Origin of the sequence: Paenibacillus zeisoli, from assembly GCF_003994465.1 — a bacterium.
GTDB lineage: Bacteria > Bacillota > Bacilli > Paenibacillales > Paenibacillaceae > Fontibacillus > Fontibacillus zeisoli.
Window position 1 is genome coordinate 218,190 of record NZ_RZNX01000001.1, and the last position, 19,362, is coordinate 237,551.

A 19,362-nucleotide genomic window follows, 5' to 3' on the forward strand; every position below is an offset into this window, starting at 1 on the left:
GGGAAATAATATGGAACGTCATTTAGCTTTGGAATTGGTACGAATCACGGAAGCAGCAGCATTGGAATCCGGACGGTGGACTGGCAGGGGAGATAAACATAGCGCCGACGAAGCAGCAACTACAGCTATCCGCAGCAAGTTTGATTCTATAGCTATTGACGGTACTGTAGTCATTGGAGAAGGTGAAATGGACGAAGCTCCGATGCTGTATATTGGCGAGAAAGTAGGGAGCGGCCGTGGTCCAAGAGTGGACATCGCTGTCGATCCGCTTGAAGGAACGGAGACGGTAGCGAATGGACTAAGCAATGCCATCTCCGTTATAGCTGCCGCACCGCAGGGTAAGCTTCTGCATGCCCCGGATATTTACATGCAAAAGCTGGCCGTAGGTCCATTGCTGGCAGGTCAGCTCTCCCTGGATGAACCTATTGAGATTACGCTCGTCAAAGCATCGAGAATTTTGGGTAAGCCTTTGTCAGATATGACGGTATCCATATTAGACCGGGAACGACATAGCGAGATGATCTCTTCGCTCAGACGGGCAGGCGTCCGGATCAAACTGCTAAGCCATGGAGATGTCATGGGCGCCATTGAAGCAGCCATGGATAATGAAGTGGATATGTATGTAGGTTCTGGGGGAGCGCCCGAGGGTGTGCTCGCAGCAGCCGCATTGAAATGTCTTGGCGGAGAAATGCAGGGCAGGTTACTACCGGATGGTCCGGAGGATATAGAGCGCTGCAAGCGGATGGGACTTCTCCAGCCGGAACAGCTTCTGCAGATGGAGGATATGGTAGGCTCAGGGAGCGTTTTGTTTGTTGCTACAGGGGTTACTTCGGGCGATTTTCTGAGCGGGGTGCGCTACCTAGCAGGGGAGCGGGCCGAGACGCATTCCGTTGTGATGCACTCCTCATCCAGAACCATCAGTTATCTGAAGACTCTTCATTATTTCCCTGAACAGATGGATATAGTGAGAGCAGCGGTAATATGAAATATGTTCCGCCTCGGCAGAACAATTAAATAGTTACGATGAACAACCGCCCATTTTTGGACGGTTGTTCTATTATTATGTGCTGCAGGCAGAAATGAAGGATAGGTGCGTGCATCTGAAGCTGATGACATGATTGGCAGGCTATGGAACAGTTTCTTTCTTACCTGGAGTATGTTATAAGAATGCGTATAGACATCCTAGTACCGAACAATAATTTCAAACCTTGAATTTCGGAGGAATGCAGTGTGAGTGAATCGTTATTTCGTATTGAGAAGGATTTCCTGGGCGCCAAAGAAGTTGAGGTCCATGCCTACTATGGGATTCAGACGCTGCGAGCAGTAGAGAATTTCCCAATCACTGGCTATACGGTACATAAAGAGTTAATTAAATCCATGGCCATTGTGAAGAAAGCGGCAGCCTTGGCGAATATGAAGATTGGCAGGCTTTATACAGGACATGGTGAAGTCATTGTAAAGGCAGCCGAGGAGATTATAGAAGGTAAATGGCATGACCAATTCATCGTTGACCCGATTCAAGGGGGAGCCGGGACATCCCTCAACATGAATACGAATGAGGTGATCGCGAACCGTGCGCTCGAGCTGATTGGCAGGGACAAGGGTGATTATGCTTTCCTGAGCCCGAACTCCCATGTAAATATGGCTCAGTCAACCAATGATGCATTTCCAACAGCTATACATATTGCCGTGTTATCATTGATGGAACAGCTTCTAATCACGATGCGTTATATGCACGAGGTGTTCGTTGCCAAGGCGAATGAATTTGACCATGTGATCAAGATGGGTAGAACCCACCTTCAGGATGCAGTGCCGATCCGTCTGGGACAAGAATTTGAGGCTTATTATCGGGTGCTGGAGAGAGATATTATTCGTATTGAGAGTTCCAGACAGCATCTGTATGAAGTCAACATGGGTGCAACAGCAGTGGGTACCGGACTCAATGCGGACCCTAAATATATTGAGCTCGTCGTTAAATATCTGGCGGAGATCAGCGGATTTCCGCTTGAGACAGCGGTTCACCTGGTGGACGCTACTCAGAATACAGACGCATATACCGAAGTATCCGCAGCTCTGAAGGTATGCATGATGAATATGTCCAAGATCGCTAATGATCTCAGGCTCATGGCTTCGGGCCCACGCGTTGGATTTAACGAAATCTCTTTGCCAGCAAGACAACCAGGCTCTTCGATTATGCCAGGCAAAGTAAACCCGGTTATGGCGGAGGTCATCAATCAGGTTGCGTTCCAGGTCATCGGCAACGATCACACGATATGCCTGGCTTCATCAGCAGGACAGCTTGAGCTGAACGTAATGGAGCCCGTGTTGGTCTTTAATCTGATACAGTCCATCAGCATGATGAACAATTCGTTCAGGGTCTTTACAGATTATTGCTTGTCAGGGATTGAAGCGAATAAGGACAAGATGAAGGAGGATGTGGAGAGAAGCGTGGGTATTATAACCGCTGTGAACCCACATCTGGGCTATGAGGTTGTATCCCGAATAGCCAGGGAGGCCATTCTTACCGGAGAGTCGGTAAGGGCGCTTTGCCTGAAGTATAATGTTCTAACCGAAGAAGAGCTGAACCTGATTCTGGATCCTTATGAGATGACGCATCCTGGCATCGCGGGAGCTGAGGTATTCTATAGGGATGAGAAGAAGAGTTAACTTGAGTAAGCCAAAATAGAACAGCGGCACACCTAGGACTTCATTCACGCGTCTTAGGGGTGCCGCTGTTTAATTTGTTACTCAATTTCTTTAAACCGTATGAGTTAGAAATGGATATTGTCATTATATGTCGAATGATGTAAAATTTAATCGAATCATAGGTTGAATTATAGAAATACGGGCAAAGCTGATGAAAATCAGTGACGCAAAGCTAAAGGGGCTAAGATACTTGAGTAAGGTATTATGCCAGCCAGTTGCCTTTCAGACACCATCCCATAAGGATAATTGTCCATTAAGGCAATGTCCTTTTTTATTTGCTGTTTGCTTTCTAAAGAAAGGAGGTAGAATGTGTGAAAGACCGGTATTATGTTACAGTTGAAATTCAGGACCGATTAGGTAAGGGAAGGAAAGAGCTGGAGGTATTTAGTGAAATGGGGAAGCTGCCCGCGATCTCTGACTACCTGGATTGTTTTCGGAAAGAGGGGCATAACATGGAAATCAAAGATTTCATTGAGATGATGTTCAGGCCGCTAAATCCGGCCCAATCCTCTGTGATCTCCTTAAAGGTTATCCGTGCCTTGAAGGACCAATCTTATCATACGAACAATTCCGAGCGTCTGAGATTTAATTATAGATAAACTCAAAGGGACTTAGATACAAAGATAAGAGACTATTCCGGCGTGAACATATTGCCTGAGTAGTCTCTTTCTCTTTGTTGGGAAGCTCCATTAATGGTTAATTAGTTCGCAATAAATTCCTGAACCCACTCGCCATTATAATAGGCGACACCGATTTTGGTATAGTTGGGACTTAAAATGTTTTGTTTGTGTCCGGGGCTGTTCATCCATGCTTTCATGACTTCGGCAGGATTCTGCTGTCCCTTGGCAATATTCTCTCCCGCATAAGTGTAGTGAATTCCGTATGCACTCATCATATCAAATGGGGAACCGTAGGTAGGTGAATTGTGATCAAAGTATCCTTTGGAATACATATCTTTAGCTTTATCCAGCGTCATAGCAGCCAAGGCTTTGTCGGCGGCAAGCGGCTTGACACCAGCTTTGGCACGTTCCTGATTAACAAGAGCTACAACCTGATCAGCATAAGCAGCCTTTGAATTGCTTACCTGGTCTGTATTTGTGTTGTTCTGGGTTGTGTTTGTGTTAGTCTGTGCAGACTTGGTGTTGTCCTGTGTTGTATTAGTCTGAGTAGTCTGAGTGTTTGTCTTCGTGTTCGTTTGCGTCTGATTGCCAGTTCCCTGCCGGGCTTGTGCAGATCCTTGACGATTCAAATAGCCGAACTGCTGCAGGAAATTCTCCCAAGAGAAGTTCTGGTTGGTAAAGTTTTGGTTCGTGCTGTAGGTCCACACTTTGTAACTGTCTGTGGTGGTATTCGCGGATGCGGATGCTGCTCCAGTACCTACAACCATGCTAAGCGCCAGTGCGCTGGTAATTAGTGTTTTTCTAAATCTCATTTGCACATTTCTCCTTTTAACAGCCTGCGAGGTTAGCTGACGGATTAGGGTCAAAGAGTAATCACCCTGCCAAATTTATGGCTTCACCCCAGTGTATGGGTCCCCCGTGCTTGTAGTAAGCTTCGGCCTTTATTTGCTTGAATCTTTATATGGATTTGCAATTTACATCCTAGATTCAAGGTCGTTTCAAATTGTAGCATGCCTGTGCCGTGAGTTCATTGGTCAAAACTTTCCATGCACTGTAACAACCCAAGCAGCTGGCAGCGAATGCCGGCTGCTTTTTGCTGTGAATCTTGTCAAAAATCGGTTAACATATAGGGACATCCCTATGGGAGCTCTGTACATACAGAAAGAAGGTAATCATTTGGCACGATCCCTTTATGTATCGCTGGTCCTCCTTAGTTTGATATGGGGAGGTTCGTTCTTTTTCATCAAAAATTTGCTTCATGATTTTGGCCCTTGGGGAATTGCATTTCTGCGATCAACCTTTGGATTCTTGTTCATAACCGCATATATGCTGATTATGCGCATTCCGTTCGCCGTGCGGCAGATCAGGTGGGCACCTGTAATAATCGTAGCCATGATTAATATGGCATTACCTTGGACGCTCATTGGATTCAGTGAGACCAGGCTGGCCAGCAGCATGGCCTCCGTGCTGAATGCAACAACGCCTATTTGGACGATGATTGTGGGGCTTGTGTTCTTCGGCTCGAAATTCCGGCGTATTCAGTGGCTTGGGATGGGGGTTGCGCTTGTTGGATTGATTGTCCTGCTAGGGATTCGTCCAGGATCATTTCTGCAGGTGGACCTGCTTGGATTCGGCTCAATGATTGCTGCTACACTGTGTTATGCCGTAGGTTCCCAATTATCCAAAAGAAAGCTAGGCGGTCTCAACATGTATCAATTAACGTTCGGGACGCTGCTTGGAGCGATGATTGGCAGCGGCATTCTTGCCGCCACGACAGAAGGTGTTAACTTGACTAAGCTCGCAGTGCCGGCGAATCTTTTCGGGCTCCTGGGGCTGGGAGTCATGGGTTCAGGGGTGGCTTATATTCTGTTCAACTATATGGTGCTCAAAGGGAGTCCGGAGTTCGCGACCTCGGTCACCTATCTGGTTCCCGCGACAGCCATGATCTGGGGATACACTTTGCTGCATGAGCCCATTGGATGGAGCCTGGTCGCAGGCCTGATTCTCATCCTTGGCGGTGTGTTCATTGCCAGCCGCGCTGCAGGACAGCCCATAAGGAACAGGGCGAAGGCCAAGTAGAGTGATTGTGAACTACAAAGAGGATGCCACTTAGTCCATGGATAGACTAAAGGCATCCTCTTATTTATGACTGGGTCGCTTACCCGCGTCCTCCCTGGAAGCTTGGATACTTGGTCATTCCTCCATCCGCGAAGAGCGTTATCCCGGTTACGTAGCTCGCTTCGGAAGATGCAAGCCAGGCGGCAACAGCAGCGATCTCGTGGGGCTCCCCAATATAACCGATGGGAATCATGGAGACAACATCCTCCTTGATCTTGGGATCCGCAAATTTCTTGGCATTGATAGGAGTATTAATAGCTCCTGGGCCAATACTGTTCACCCGAATGCCATGGGGTGCAAATTCAAGAGCAAGGGTCTCGGTTAACATCTTGATCCCGCCCTTACTGGCTGCATAGTGCACGAAATGAGGCCAAGGAATCTTCTCATGTACACTGGACATGTTGATCACGGAGCCTTTGATTTTCTTTTCCAGCATATAATGAATGGCTTCACGGCTGCCTAGAAAAGCACCGGTTAAGTTCACACTAATCACCTTGTTCCAGTCCTCGAGCGACAATTCTTCGGAATGAACCTCATTCTCCACGCCAGCGTTATTGATGAAGACGTCAACACTTCCAAACGCCTCATCGGCAGAACTAATAAGCTTCTTAACATCTTCTTCTTTGGTAACATCACCTTGTACGGCTTCAGCCTTACCACCACTTTGCTTGATGTCCTCGATCAATTGATCCAGCTCTTCGCTTGGTGAAAGGTAATTAACAATAACATTAGCTTTCTCCTGCCCGAAACGCAGGGCCATGGCCTTGCCAATTCCGCTTGAAGCACCTGTAATGATTACCGTCTTTCCTTCAAGATCTTTGTACATGTAAGCATCTCCTAAGTAGATATCATTTGGTGAATCCCATCATAACGCCTCCAGCAATGATGAGGCAGCAGCCGATAATAACAAAGACCATCTGCCGCCTCGATTTCTTCTCACCGAGAAAAAAGATCCCGCCGAGGGTAGAAATAATGATTCCGGTCTGCGAAAGAGAGAAGCTGGTAGCTTGACCGATATGGGGGAGAGATAAGAGCAGCCCCAAGTTTCCAATCCCCCACCATACACCCGTGAGGATATTCCGCGTCATATACTTATTAAACGGATCATGCTTGAATGTTAACAATAAAGTCCCGACCGTTATCCCTATTCCCTGAGGAAGAACTGCGGCCCAGCCGTTAATATTGAAATAGCGAAGAAGACTGACATAGATAAGGTAACCAAGTGTAGACAAGAGCAGAATGACGATTCCGCGGCTCATGCTGGACTTCTTATCCTGTTTGGCAGAATTCTTATCATTAATTACCGTGAAGACCGCACCCACTATAATACAGAGGATTGCAGCGGATCCTAGGAGAATTGTGACCAGATTCGTCCATTCATGGAATAGGATGACCCCAACAAGGGTTGTCGCGATGAGCTGCATACCCGTGGATAAAGGTACAGTACGGGAGACGCCCATGTACTGAACTGCCCTCAGCTGATTGCTCTGTCCAACCGACCAGAACAGGCCCGAGACGATCCCCACAATCCAGATTAGGGGAGACAATGGCGTGCTATGGAACACATATAACAGGATCGAGAAGATCAAAGCACCTATGGCCGTTCCGAGTACCTGGCTGTAGGCATCCCCGCCTAGCTTGGTATTGAAGAAAATAATGCTGCCCCAGCAAACAGCTGGAAGAAGCGCCAATAATAGATACATGGTTGTAGATTCCTTCTTCCTTCACTGCATTCATACAGAATAATGTGGTTCATATAACATGAACTTATTCGCGTTCGTTTGAATCAAGGAAGAATAGTCAAGCTTCAGATAAATTTCTGTTAAGCCAAAAAACTCCCCTGTCTTCTAGACAAGGGAGTGGTATAGATCATTTTTTCAATAAAAGATAAATAAAGTAGGGGGCTCCGATTAAGGATACCATAATCCCGGCTGGAATCCCGTCCGGATCAACGAGGTTGCGTCCAATCGTATCGGCGAAGACCAGTAACCAACCACCGATCAGCGTGGCAACCGGTAGATACAATTGATGTCTCGGTCCAACCAAGGCTTTGGCGATATGGGGGGCCATGAGCCCGATGAAAGCTATCCCGCCGGTCACGGAGACAGCGGAAGCAGCCAAACCTACCGCAGTCAGAAGCAGAACAATCCGCTCCTTTTCTACAGACAAGCCGACACCAACCGCCACGGGTTCATTTAGACTAAGCAGATTAAGCCGGTTCGCTTTGAATAAAGTGAAAGGAATAAGAATACACAACCACGGAAGCAGAGCCCAGATAAACGGCCAATCCGTGCCCCAGACGTTTCCGGCCAGCCATTTGGCGATGAAATCAACCTTTTCTCTTTCAGCAGAGGAGATAATGACAATCATGATGCCTGAGAGAGCCATAGAGAAACCTACGCCGATCAGTACGAGCCTAACGGGCTCTAGACCCCTAGAACGAGTGTACGAGAATAGATAAATCAAGCCGGCTGTTACCAAAGCTCCGACAAAAGCAACCAGAGGCAGTACATATACAAAGTTCCCTGCATCCAGTGGGAAATATAAAAAGAACAAGGCAATGGCTGCACCTGCGCCGGAATTTATTCCGATGATTCCCGGATCAGCCAGGTCGTTGCGGGTAATTCCCTGCAGAATGGCCCCCGATACAGCCAGGGCCATACCTGATAACAGAGTGATTAGCATGCGGGGGAGACGAACCGAGAATAATACAAAATTCTCTGCAAATGTGCCCTGCCCCATAAGGGTAGGAATCAGCCTGTCGAAAGAAAGGGAGGCATATCCTATCCCCATGCCAATCACAAGGGTCAATACGGTTAATATCAAGAGACCAATTAAGATGAGACGCTGTTTTCTCACAAGGAACGCAAGATGATTCATTTGAATACTTTACCTCCCTTACGAACAATAACAAGGAAGAAAGGTAGACCGAGCATAGCGACAATTGCGGCTACAGGCGTCTCGTAGGGTGGATTCAGGATACGCCCCAGAGTATCCGCGAGTAACATAAATGAAGCTCCCAGCACGGCCGACATGGGAATAATATATCGATAATCAGTTCCAGCGATTGCACGAGCCACATGGGGAATCATTAATCCGATAAAAGCCAGGTTCCCGACAAGAGCCACCGATGCACCCGCCAGCATAACAATGACAATGAGTAATACGCTCTTGAGAAGTCGGGTTCTCTGCCCAAGCGAGGTCGCCACTTCTTCGTTCAGACTGAGAACCGTCAACTGCTTGGACAAAGCAATGGAGATCAGAGTCCCAACAACGATAAAGGGAACAATAACCTGGATCTGCTCCCAGGTCGTACCGATCAATCCGCCTGCCGTCCACATGGATACATCCTTGGAAATTTTAAAATAAAGCGAAACACCTTCGGCGACCGCGTACAGAAAGGCGGAGACCGCAGAACCGGCCAGTACAATTCGAAGCGGGGAGAAGCCTCCCGATCGAAGTGACGATATCCCGAAGATCATGAGGGCTCCCAAGCCTGCTCCAACGAAGCAAGCGGTCATAATTCCAAAGTATCCGGCAGCAGGAATAAAGGCAATCGTAAATGCCAGAGCAGCGTTCGCACCGGAGGTTAATCCGAGCAGACTGGGATCTGCTAATGGATTACGTGTCATTCCCTGCATAATAGCTCCGGAGACGGCTAGGGCTGAGCCTACAAATATACCTGCAACCTCCCGGGGGAGCCGGATATCCCGGATTATGGAGATGGCATTGCTGGTGCGGCTGGAGGTAAGAGCCAGCCAGATATCATGAATAGTCGCGTCCGCTGCACCCAGAATCATGGCCAAGATGAACATCAGCACGAAGAAGACGATGCCGCCAACCATTTTATAAGCAAAAGGGATAGAATGCTTGCCAGGTGTAATCATTGGAGTCTATTTCCCAAGGAATTTCTGAATAAAGAACTGAAGCTGATAGTCCAGGGTCAACGGGTCGTTGAAATAGAATTCCTTCGCATTCGCCTCAAAGACATGATTGTTCTTCACGGCTGGCAAGTTCTTGTATATATCCGTTTGCTGGAAAGAGTTGTCCGTATCCGGATTTTTGCTCAGAATGACATAATCACCTGCAAATTCAGGCAAAACTTCGGTAGATAGCGCGTAGTATCCGGCCTTCAAAGCCATGTCTTTGACTTTTTGGGGCATGGGTAACTTCATTTCCTGGAAAAGAATCTCGGTGCCGCGTCCCCAATTGTTGCCGTATACATAGAGCTGCTTATCGAAATTCTCAATAACAGATACTGTGGTGTCTGCACCGATCTTGGCCTTGATCTCTTCACCGGCCTTTTGGGCCCGTTTCTTGAAATCATCGATCCATGTCTGTGCTTCTTTCTCCTTATTGAGGAGCTTCCCGATCTCCAAATGCTGGGTTAAATAATCTACCTTTCCGTAGGTATAAGTCACTGTAGGTGCAATCTGCTTCAGCTTATCAATATTCTTAGTTGAAGAGAGGCCGATTATGAGATCGGGCTTGAGCTCAATGATCTTCTCCAGACTTTCATCCGAGACCTCTTGAACGTCTTTTAGCTTGTCGAAGCGGGGATTCATTTTGGACCAAGAATCGACCCCAACAAGATTCACACCCAGTGCCATAACATTCCCTGAGAAGGAAGCAAGCACGATGACACGCTGCGGATTGGCTGGAACTTGGACAGGTCCGTTCTCAGACTGGTATGTAAGGGTAGTTGGTTTGGCCTGGGAGTCAGCTTCTTTCTTGGGTGCTTCAGTAGCGGTGCTGCTGCATGCACTAACCAGAATGAGAGAAAGCAGGATGAACGGGATGAATATTTTTTTCATATTTCAAGCTCCTTTAATTATGTTTTGAATTGATTTATTGATAATGATTATCAGTATCAACACATAGGTAACTTTAAAACTATAACGGAAAGTTGTCAATATGTATTTTGGTTTGTTTTTATAAAAATAAAGCATGTTCCAGTAAATGGAGTGTGAACCGCTCCTGTTTCGGGGTATAAACACTTATAACTATTCGAATGGATTAAGGATGCTATAGAGGAGGTTACCGTATGCAGTGGAAGGGTAGAAGGGAAAGCACCAACGTCGAGGATCGGCGGGGGATGGGAGGTAAAACCCTTGTCGGGGGAGGTATCGGTGGGATTATTATCATGCTGCTCGTCACGTTGCTAGGGGGCGGGAATGGCGGTGACCTGCTGAATAATATAACGGGGACTGGAACGGATACCGCTTCTAACTATACCCCAACTCAGCAAGAGCAGGAGCTAAAGGATTTCGTCTCTGTTGTCCTAGCAGACACAGAGGATGTATGGACAGAAGTGTTCAAAGAGAAGGGACTTACCTATCAGAATCCAACTCTGGTGCTGTATTCAGGCAGTGTGGAATCAGCTTGTGGAACAGCAGGCTCGTCTGTGGGTCCATTCTACTGTCCTGGTGACCGCAAGCTCTATATTGATCTTAGCTTCTATGACGAGCTAAAGCAGAAGTTCAAAGCTCCTGGTGACTTCGCCATGGCTTATGTTATCGCGCATGAGGTTGGGCACCATGTACAGACCTTGCTCGGGACGAGTGACAAAGTTATGCCGCTCCGCCAAAAGCTGAGCGAAACTGAATTCAATAAATATCTTGTTCGGTTTGAACTCCAGGCAGATTATCTCGCCGGGGTATGGGCCAACCACGCTCAGGGAATGGGCGTTCTGGAAGAAGGGGATCTTGATGAAGCTCTTACCGCAGCCAGCGCAGTGGGTGATGATACCTTGCAAAAGCAGGCTAGGGGGTATGTGGTCCCTGAGAGCTTCACCCACGGAACTTCCGCACAGCGCAAAAGCTGGTTCAATAAAGGCTTCCAGAACGGCACTATAGAAGGTGGAGATACCTTCGCTTCCCAGAATTTATAGATCTATATGAAGTACCTAAGCTCTTTCGGCAGTTCTGCCGGAAGGGCTTTTTTAGTGTGGTTAAACGTTGCCATATAGGTAACATGAATTGTTAAACTTTAAGTTGATAAAATCATAAAATATGTATGATTGAAATGATTTATGTCACATAAACTAACATAAACATTGACCAAATAATTAATTTGAAGCTATATTTGTTAAAAGTTAGAAGTTAAATAACGATAAGTTACCTTTTGGGTAAGTATTTATTACATGTTAAACAAGGTTGGTTAATTCTTAGGTTTCTCTTGCATTGGAGTGAGCATGAATGAGAAGAAGACTCGTTATGGTTGGTAACGGAATGGCTGGTGTAAGGTGCATCGAAGAAATCTTGCAGCTTGCACCGGATGCATTTGAAATCACGATTTTCGGAAGCGAGCCCCATCCCAACTACAACCGCATCCTACTATCTAAAGTGCTTCAGGGAGATTCAGGAATTGAGGATATTGTTCTTAATGACAGAGAGTGGTATGCCAAACACGGAATCCAGTTGTACACGGGTGAGAAGGTCATGCATATTGACCGGGAGAAGCAGACGGTATTGTCAAATTCAGGACGTATGCGGGGGTATGATGTTCTAATTCTTGCTACGGGATCCCTGCCTTTTATACTTCCACTGCCAGGGGCCGACAAACCGGGTGTAATGGCCTTCCGCAATGTTTCGGATTGCCTCCAAATTATTGAAGCTGCCCGGACCTACCGGAAAGCGGCTGTCATTGGGGGTGGATTGTTAGGCCTTGAAGCAGCCCGCGGATTATTGAGTCAGGGGATGGAGGTTGATGTCGTGCATAACTCCTCCTATTTGATGAACCGCCAGCTGGACAGGACTGCAGCGCGAATGCTTCAGGAGAAGCTTGAGGCTCAGGGAATGAATTTCCTGCTGGATAAGAACACCAGACGAATTTCGGGGCGTAAGCGTGCTGGAGGGCTGGATTTCACGGACGGAACTCACATTTCGGCGGATCTAGTTATTATGGCGGTTGGTATCCGTCCAAACGTTGAACTTGCTCTTAGAAGCAGCATCCGAGTTAACCGCGGGATCGTAGTGAACGATTATATGGAGACTCCTACTCCAAATATCTACGCAGTAGGTGAATGTGCCGAGCATCGCGGTATTTCCTATGGACTTGTTGCTCCGCTCTATGAGCAGGCAGCTATACTTGCCCGCAAAGTGTGTGGATTACAGACAGCTCCATACCAAGGCTCGACTTTATTCTCTCAGTTGAAGGTTGCGGGCATTCAAGTATTCTCGGCAGGACAAATTCATGAAAATTCAGCCGAGCAATCCATCATTTCCTATGACGGCCTGAAGGGGACCTATAGAAAGGTCGTTATCTCCTCTTCCGGCACCATAGCCGGAGCAGTGCTGTTTGGGGATGTCCAGGAGGGGACGATTCTGCTTGAGCATATTCGTCGTCAATCGGATGTTACCGAATTGTACAAGGCGGATCAACAAGGAGCAGCATCATCCACAGGAGATTCATTGATCGCCGAAATGTCAGATCATGAGACCGTCTGCTCCTGTAACGGAGTTAGCAAGTCAAGAATCATGACAGCAATACGTGAGGAAGGGCTGGAGACGGTTGACCAAGTCCGGGAATGCACTAGAGCATCCGGCACTTGCGGAGGTTGTAAACCGTTAGTCACTGCACTCCTGAATTATACACTTTCGAATAAGGGGTCAGGTATTCAGACCGTAGAAGCTATATGCAGTTGTACGACTTACTCTCATGAAAGGGTTAAGGAAGCTGTTCATTCTACTTCTTACAAGGATGTATATCAGCTCATGACCTCTCTGGGGTGGAATCAGCCTATGGGCTGCGAGACATGTCTGCCTGCTCTTAAATATTATCTGGGCTCACAGGATCCTTCTCTGTTCAGCACAGAGGATTCTCGCAAGAAGTCGGGAGCTTTGAGGAGGGAGGATGGAACATATACTGTGATTCCGCGAATTCCAGGCGGAAGCTTGAGTGAGAAGGAGCTGAAGTTAATAACCGATGCGATGAGAAAATACGAGATTCCGCATACTCGCCTAACGAATGGAGGGATAGAGCTGTCAGGGATCTTAGATTCCGATATCGATTCTCTTATCCAGCATCTTGGATTAGATGTGGTGGAATACCTCTACGGTTATCCGCTACCGTCAATTACGACCTGTACAGAACCAGGCAGCGGTGTGGATGCCTACCATGAAGCGGTCAATTTGGCAGCCAAACTTGAGATGAGCTTTGGGACCACACAAATGCCGAGCCCTCTCTCCATCGCAGTCTCTGGCAGTCCCCGGCATTTAGCCGGAACTCTTACTAAGGATTTGGGATTTGCCGCAGTGCCGGCCGGATGGGAGGTTTATGTGGGAGGAAGCGGCCAACATCCTCTAGTGGAGGGGCAGCTCCTATCTGTAGAAGCTGGGGATGACGAAGCACTGAAGCTCGGGACCGCTTTTTTACAGTGGTACAGGGAGTCGGCGTGGTTCATGGAGCCAAGCTGGAAATGGGCCCAGCGTATGGGCGGTATCGTTAAGCTGCGTGAAGAACTGTTCGATGTGCAGCTCAGAGATGAACTAGCAGGGCGTTGGAGTAAGCAGCATTGCAATGAACATTCTGGCCTTCATACCTTGGTTCTTAACAATTAGAAATCTCAGTTGACTTCAGTCCATTAAAGGGAGGTGTTGATTATGAGTGTTGCCGAGCGAGCTTTATCTACCGAACGATTTATCATGAATACGCAGTGCCCCTTCTGCAGTGTTCAGTGCAAAATGCAGGTCACTGAAGAGAAGACGGCGGGAGGACGCACCACTTATTCTGTAGAACCCACTCCCAATCAAGCTTCTCAGGGGCGGTTATGCATCAAAGGAATGAATGCCCACCAGCATGCGGTACATCGTGACCGGCTTCTGTATCCACTTAAGAAGCATAACGGAAGCTTCGTAAGGGTGTCCTGGAATGAGGCGTTCGAGCTCATTCGCGAGCAATTCACATCCATTCAAGCCAAGTATGGCAAGGATGCACTCGGTGTATACGGTGGAGGGTCATTAACCAATGAATCAGCCTATTTACTCGGAAAGTTCGCGCGGGTAGCCCTAGGAACACGTTATATCGACTATAACGGAAGATTCTGTATGTCATCCGCTGCCTCAGCCGGAATTAAGACATTTGGGGTTGATCGAGGACTCACAAATCCGCTCTCTGATATCCCGCATACCCGGTGTATTATTTTGGCCGGTACGAATATTGCCGAGTGCCAACCTACACTGATGCCATATTTCACAGAAGCTCAGAAGAACGGTGCTTATCTTATTGTCATAGATCCTAGAAATACGGCTACGGCTAACCTGGCTGATCTGCATTTGAAGGTCAAGCCAGGGATGGACGCGGCACTTGCAAACGGAATGCTGAAGGTGATTCTGGAGGAGGGGCTGGCAGACCGGAACTTTATTGAAGGCAGAACGAAGGGCTTTGAGGCGTTGCAGATGCATTTGGAGTCTTCCAGTCTGGAGGAGCTTGCTAATTTGACAGGGGTCTCTGTACAGGATATACGGAAAGCGGCTGTGAAATATGGAACCTCTGAGACCGGGATGTTATTTACGGCAAGAGGGGTTGAACAGCACACTGACGGACATCTTGCAGTCCGAAATTACATGAATTTGGTGCTAGCAACCGGCAAAATCGGCCGTGCTTACTGCGGCTACGGTGCAATAACAGGCCAAGGGAACGGCCAAGGTGGCAGGGAGCATGGACAGAAGGCGGATCAACTGCCCGGCTACCGATTGATCGAGAATGAGCATGACCGTGAGTACATTGCTGGGGTATGGGGACTTGATCCGGCTCATCTCCCAGGGAAGGGGGTATCGGCTTATGAAATGATGGAAAAGGTTCATGAGCAAGAAATCCGCTCCTTGTTCGTTATGGGCTCCAACCCGATTGTCTCCAACCCGAACGCGGATTTTGTTGAGGAGGGGCTAAGTAAGCTTGATTTCCTGGTTGTAGCGGACATGTTCCTGTCCGAAACGGCGCGAATGGCTGATCTGGTCATTCCTGTGTCCTCTTATCTTGAGAACGAAGGAACGCTGACGAATCTGGAAGGGCGTGTTCTGCTTCGTCAGGCTGATCGCCCGCTTCCGGGAGAAGTGCTTCATGATTGGCAGATTCTCTCGCTGATTGCTCGTAGTATGGGCAAGCCGGAATTCTTCCCTTACGAGTCCGCTGAGGAAATTTTCAACGAGCTTAGAGTGGCCAGTAAAGGTGGAGCAGCTGATTATTACGGGATTAGTTATGATCGGCTGCGCGAGGAGGAAGGCGTATACTGGCCTTGTCCACAAGAGGAGCATCCGGGTGAAGCCCGGTTATTCGAAGAGGCCTTTGCCCATCCGGATGGCAGAGCTGAATTTGTCTGTGTTCCAGAGCATGTTCTACCCGAGGAGATTGATGCGGAATATCCACTCTATATGACTACCGGACGGGTACTCGCTCATTATCTGTCCGGGGTACAATCCCGAAGAAGCGCTGCTTTAGCGGCTCGGAATGTGGAATCCTTCGTTGAAATTCACCCGAACGCGGCTAGACGCTACAGGGTGCAAGATGGGGAGTGGGTTACATTGGAATCCCGTCGCGGAACTACCGTGGTGCGGTGCCGAGTCACCGATCAAATCAGGGAGGACACTTTGTTCGTCCCTATGCACTGGGGAGATACACAGAACGTGAACCGGCTGACGAATCAGGCTCTGGATCCCTTTTGCCGAATGCCGGGTTTCAAAGTATGTGCTGTACGAATTCAAGCTTACGTGTAGATAAAGAGATAAATGAGATAAAGAGATAGGAGTGGAATCGATGAATAATAAGCGTGTATATCAACTTCCTCTTCAGACCCTAAGTCTGATACTGGGCTTTGCCGCATGGGTACTTCTGTCTTCCATGATCTCTACGATCAAAGTAGATCTCCATCTGTTACCCGGCCAAATTGCTTGGATCACAGCCATTCCGGTACTTTCGGGGTCGCTTCTTCGGATACCCGCCGGTTATTTAACGAACCGATATGGGGCAAGGATCATATTTATGACGGGTTTTCTCATTCTTATTATTCCAATGCTGTGGCTGACAGCCGCTCGTCATTTTGAAGAACTGCTCGGGATCGGGTTGCTATTGGGAGTAGGAGGATCCATGTTCTCCGTTGGGGTAACCTCGCTGCCGAAATATTATCAGAAAGACAGGATGGGATTTGTCAACGGAATTTACGGACTGGGTAATCTGGGTTCTGCACTGACCACCTTCGGATTACCGCTTCTTGCGGCATCGCTCGGCTGGCGTAACGCTCCATGGATCTACATGGGCGTAATGCTGCTCATGGCTCTAATCGTATTTAAGACTGGCGACCGGGAGGAATCCAGGGTGAACCAGCCGCTTATGAAGCAGATCAAAGAACTATCCAGGCAATCAAAGTTATGGGTGCTTAGTTTGTTTTACTTTATTACATTTGGTTCGTTTGTTGCCTTTACCGTATTCCTCCCCAATTTTCTTGTAGAATCCTTCGCGTTAACCAAGCCGGAAGCAGGTATCTATACGGCGTGTTTCATCGGTCTAGCTACTCTGATCCGCCCTGTAGGAGGCCTCATAGCCGATAAATTGAATCCTTATATGTTATTATCGCTCGTATTTGCCGGCATCGGAGTCTCCTCGCTAGTTCTCAGTCTCTCTCCAGGCTTTGGGGTCTACACTGCGGCCACGATGAGTATTGCCTTATTCGCTGGGGTTGGCAATGGGGCTGTGTTCAAATTGGTTCCCCTGTACTTTGTACGGGAGGCTGGCGTAGCAAACGGTATTATCTCCGCAATTGGCGGATTAGGGGGATTCTTCCCACCGCTGTGTCTTGGGCTGATCAAAGGATTTACAGGCAACTATATGCTTGGCTTCATTTTGATGAGTGGCTATGCATGGATTTGTCTGGTTATTGCCCTGCTCTATGTCAAATATTTCAGAAAGCCTGCAAGAGAAAGTAGTGCGGCTGTGGTAGCTTTTCAGACTAGGTAAGTGTAAGCACATCATGTCTAGTGCATGAAATAAGACTAAGAGCTGCAGTATCCCACGTTCATGGGTACTGCAGCTCTTATTTGATATGGAAGGCAGCAACAGTAGGAATGACCGCGCCGCTTCATCTGGCTCCTCACCGAAGTTAGTCAGCTTCCTAGGATTCGGGTAGGAGCGCCAGCTTGGCAATCTGCTCCTGTACATCGGTGTTCAGAAATCCGCCGTGGTAGCAGATCACGTTCTGAACAGGATACTCTAGGAATTTACCAATCGATTTCATAGCCGTGCTCTTGTCAGGAGTCATGGTTGGATTAGGTCCAACTAGCTGACCTTTACTAACCATCATTGCGTCTCCGGCAATCAAAATCTGGCTTGGTCTGTGGTACAGGCTAATATGTCCGGGAGTATGACCAGGAGTCTCGATAACCGTTAATCCCCCGCCAAAAGGCAAGGTCTGACCTTCTTCCACCAGTACGCTAATGTTCGCTTCAGATTCAGAAGAGAAGACCCGCTCAAATTGCGCCCGATCTTGTTCACTTAGTAAACCCAGAATGATTTCACGTCTTTCCGGAGATAACTTGATCAGCGGCTTCTCTCCTTCAATATAAGGCTGATCCTCCTTATGGGCATATACCTTAGGACGCTTGCTGCTATTCTCTAGGAATTGGGGAAGACTTCCGATATGATCAGCGTCTTGGTGAGTAAGTATAATTGCGTTAAGCTTCTCAGGAGATAGTCCAGCCTCGCTGATCTGCTTCAAGATGAGATCTCTGCTGCCCGGAAAGCCTGTATCTATGAGAACCATTTGTTCATTATCGTAGACAACGACAGGATGAATAACCATGGTCTGATCACCAGCTTGAAAGGTTAAACTTAACATTTCTACTCCATTGGAAATTTTCATCGTAGACCAAAGCCATGTAAGCTTTGGAGTCACCTCCTTGTAATTGGAAAAACTTATAAGTTCATTATATGACTTTCAAGTTTCTTACGTCAATTATCAAATCGGTTGACGCTTGAAACTGAACCTGTCACTATTTATAAGGGGGGCTTACCATGGAACAATTAAAGAAACGACAAATTATGAATATGGCGATGGAGGTATTCAAAGACAAAGGTTATGTGAATGCCTCCATGCAGGATATAGCAGAGAAATGCGGAATGGCAAAGGGGAGTATTTATAAGCTTTTTCCTTCCAAAGAAGAGTTATTCATTGCTGTGTTTGAAGATTGTTATTACCAAATGTTCATTTTGGCTGAAGAACTGGAGCGCAAGAGGAAGCAAGAAAGATGGACCAGAGAACAACTATTTCTACAGCATATTGCGTTCCAGCTTGAATACATAACCGAGCACTACTTTCTCATGATGGAATTTAAAGAACTGCCAATTAAGACAAACGAACTGTTCATTTCAATAACGATGAAGAAGAAAGATTATATGCTCAAATGGCATCGGGATTTCATTCTTAACATGTATGGAGAACAAGCAGAGGCCTGCATTTGGGATATCGTGATGATCTATCGGGGAATTCTGAAGGAATATTTGTCACTGCTGCAGCAGCATGTGATCGGACTCTCCATTGCAGAGATTGCTGCTTTTATCGTTAGCCGGATGCATGCCTTAGTTGCTGATCTCCGTGCTAAGGATGCTGATCCCATCCTCAAAGAAAGTAATATTCTTAACAATGCATCGAACCCGGCAAATCAGCAAATGACACAAGCTGCCGTACACGAACTCCTGGATTCTATTATAAAGGAGCTGCAGCAGGATACAGAGGGAGAGAATCTGAACCGGCAGCAGCTTCTTGAGGTAACCGGACTAATGCGAAAGGAATATGATCTTCCAACAGCCAATCCTACCATGCTGCAAGTCTATATGGCTTTCCTGGAGACAGCTCCTGAGCTGCGCTCCTATGTAAGGCAGCTAAAGTTAATGTTAAGATTTTAGCGATTAGGTCTTCATAACTTCA

General features: G+C 47.5%; 16 protein-coding genes and 2 riboswitches. Of the genes, 9 read left to right on the plus strand and 7 right to left on the minus strand.

Annotated elements, in window-relative coordinates:
- The first annotated feature begins 10 nt into the window (after positions 1-10).
- The 3 genes from glpX to EJP77_RS00940 all read left to right on the plus strand — a co-directional run bounded on the left by glpX (position 11) and on the right by EJP77_RS00940 (position 3,305).
- The gene (gene glpX / locus EJP77_RS00930) at positions 11-985 is read left to right on the plus strand and encodes a class II fructose-bisphosphatase (protein ID WP_127197317.1); all 975 of its coding nucleotides are present in this window, start codon (positions 11-13) and stop codon (positions 983-985) included.
- A gap of 245 nt (positions 986-1,230) precedes the next feature.
- A complete protein-coding gene (gene aspA, locus EJP77_RS00935; protein ID WP_127197318.1) occupies positions 1,231-2,667 on the plus strand; it encodes an aspartate ammonia-lyase in 1,437 nt (478 codons plus the stop codon).
- A 170-nt stretch (positions 2,668-2,837) separates the two neighbouring features.
- Positions 2,838-2,929, plus strand: a riboswitch (cyclic di-GMP riboswitch).
- Positions 2,930-3,017: 88 nt separating this feature from the next.
- Positions 3,018-3,305 carry a hypothetical protein gene (locus EJP77_RS00940; RefSeq protein ID WP_127197319.1) on the plus strand — a complete coding sequence of 96 codons (288 nt, stop codon included), beginning with the start codon at positions 3,018-3,020 and terminating at the stop codon, positions 3,303-3,305.
- A gap of 101 nt (positions 3,306-3,406) precedes the next feature.
- On the opposite strand, the gene EJP77_RS00945 is transcribed toward EJP77_RS00940, so the two are convergent.
- Positions 3,407-4,138 carry a CAP domain-containing protein gene (locus EJP77_RS00945; protein ID WP_127197320.1) on the minus strand — a complete coding sequence of 244 codons (732 nt, stop codon included), beginning with the start codon at positions 4,136-4,138 and terminating at the stop codon, positions 3,407-3,409.
- 6 nt (positions 4,139-4,144) lie between these two features.
- Positions 4,145-4,276: riboswitch (cyclic di-AMP (ydaO/yuaA leader) on the minus strand.
- Between the two features lie 226 nt (positions 4,277-4,502).
- On the opposite strand from EJP77_RS00945, the gene EJP77_RS00950 reads away from it, so the two are divergent.
- Positions 4,503-5,405, plus strand: coding sequence for a DMT family transporter (locus EJP77_RS00950; RefSeq protein WP_127197321.1), 903 nt, complete (start codon positions 4,503-4,505; stop codon positions 5,403-5,405).
- Positions 5,406-5,484: 79 nt separating this feature from the next.
- Here EJP77_RS00950 and EJP77_RS00955 read toward each other — a convergent pair whose 3' ends face one another.
- The 5 genes from EJP77_RS00955 to EJP77_RS00975 form a co-directional block, all read right to left on the minus strand.
- A complete protein-coding gene (locus tag EJP77_RS00955; protein WP_127197322.1) occupies positions 5,485-6,270 on the minus strand; it encodes a glucose-1-dehydrogenase in 786 nt (261 codons plus the stop codon).
- 22 nt (positions 6,271-6,292) lie between these two features.
- Positions 6,293-7,147: a GRP family sugar transporter gene (locus EJP77_RS00960; RefSeq protein WP_127197323.1), complete on the minus strand. Its 855-nt coding sequence runs from the start codon at positions 7,145-7,147 to the stop codon at positions 6,293-6,295.
- A gap of 166 nt (positions 7,148-7,313) precedes the next feature.
- A complete protein-coding gene (locus tag EJP77_RS00965; protein ID WP_127197324.1) occupies positions 7,314-8,324 on the minus strand; it encodes a FecCD family ABC transporter permease in 1,011 nt (336 codons plus the stop codon).
- Positions 8,321-9,331 carry a FecCD family ABC transporter permease gene (locus tag EJP77_RS00970; protein WP_127197325.1) on the minus strand — a complete coding sequence of 337 codons (1,011 nt, stop codon included), beginning with the start codon at positions 9,329-9,331 and terminating at the stop codon, positions 8,321-8,323. The genes EJP77_RS00965 and EJP77_RS00970 overlap by 4 nt, the downstream gene beginning before the upstream one ends.
- Before the next feature lie 6 nt (positions 9,332-9,337).
- Positions 9,338-10,258 (minus strand): iron-hydroxamate ABC transporter substrate-binding protein, encoded by a 921-nt coding sequence (locus tag EJP77_RS00975; protein ID WP_127197326.1) that lies wholly within the window; start codon positions 10,256-10,258, stop codon positions 9,338-9,340.
- A gap of 230 nt (positions 10,259-10,488) precedes the next feature.
- On the opposite strand from EJP77_RS00975, the gene ypfJ reads away from it, so the two are divergent.
- From ypfJ to EJP77_RS00995, 4 genes are all read left to right on the plus strand, one after another.
- The gene (gene ypfJ / locus EJP77_RS00980) at positions 10,489-11,334 is read left to right on the plus strand and encodes a KPN_02809 family neutral zinc metallopeptidase (RefSeq protein WP_127197327.1); all 846 of its coding nucleotides are present in this window, start codon (positions 10,489-10,491) and stop codon (positions 11,332-11,334) included.
- A gap of 307 nt (positions 11,335-11,641) precedes the next feature.
- Complete coding sequence (gene nirB / locus EJP77_RS00985; protein ID WP_127197328.1) at positions 11,642-14,005, plus strand: nitrite reductase large subunit NirB; 2,364 nt, start codon at positions 11,642-11,644, stop codon at positions 14,003-14,005.
- 42 nt (positions 14,006-14,047) lie between these two features.
- Entirely contained in the window at positions 14,048-16,159 is a 2,112-nt protein-coding gene (gene nasC, locus EJP77_RS00990; protein WP_246021589.1) for an assimilatory nitrate reductase catalytic subunit NasC, read from the plus strand.
- A 40-nt stretch (positions 16,160-16,199) separates the two neighbouring features.
- A complete protein-coding gene (locus tag EJP77_RS00995) occupies positions 16,200-17,396 on the plus strand; it encodes a nitrate/nitrite transporter (protein ID WP_127197329.1) in 1,197 nt (398 codons plus the stop codon).
- A 154-nt stretch (positions 17,397-17,550) separates the two neighbouring features.
- Here EJP77_RS00995 and EJP77_RS01000 read toward each other — a convergent pair whose 3' ends face one another.
- Positions 17,551-18,273 (minus strand): MBL fold metallo-hydrolase, encoded by a 723-nt coding sequence (locus EJP77_RS01000; RefSeq protein WP_246021598.1) that lies wholly within the window; start codon positions 18,271-18,273, stop codon positions 17,551-17,553.
- Between the two features lie 176 nt (positions 18,274-18,449).
- On the opposite strand from EJP77_RS01000, the gene EJP77_RS01005 reads away from it, so the two are divergent.
- Positions 18,450-19,340 (plus strand): TetR/AcrR family transcriptional regulator, encoded by an 891-nt coding sequence (locus EJP77_RS01005; RefSeq protein ID WP_127197331.1) that lies wholly within the window; start codon positions 18,450-18,452, stop codon positions 19,338-19,340.
- The last annotated feature ends 22 nt before the right edge of the window (positions 19,341-19,362 follow it).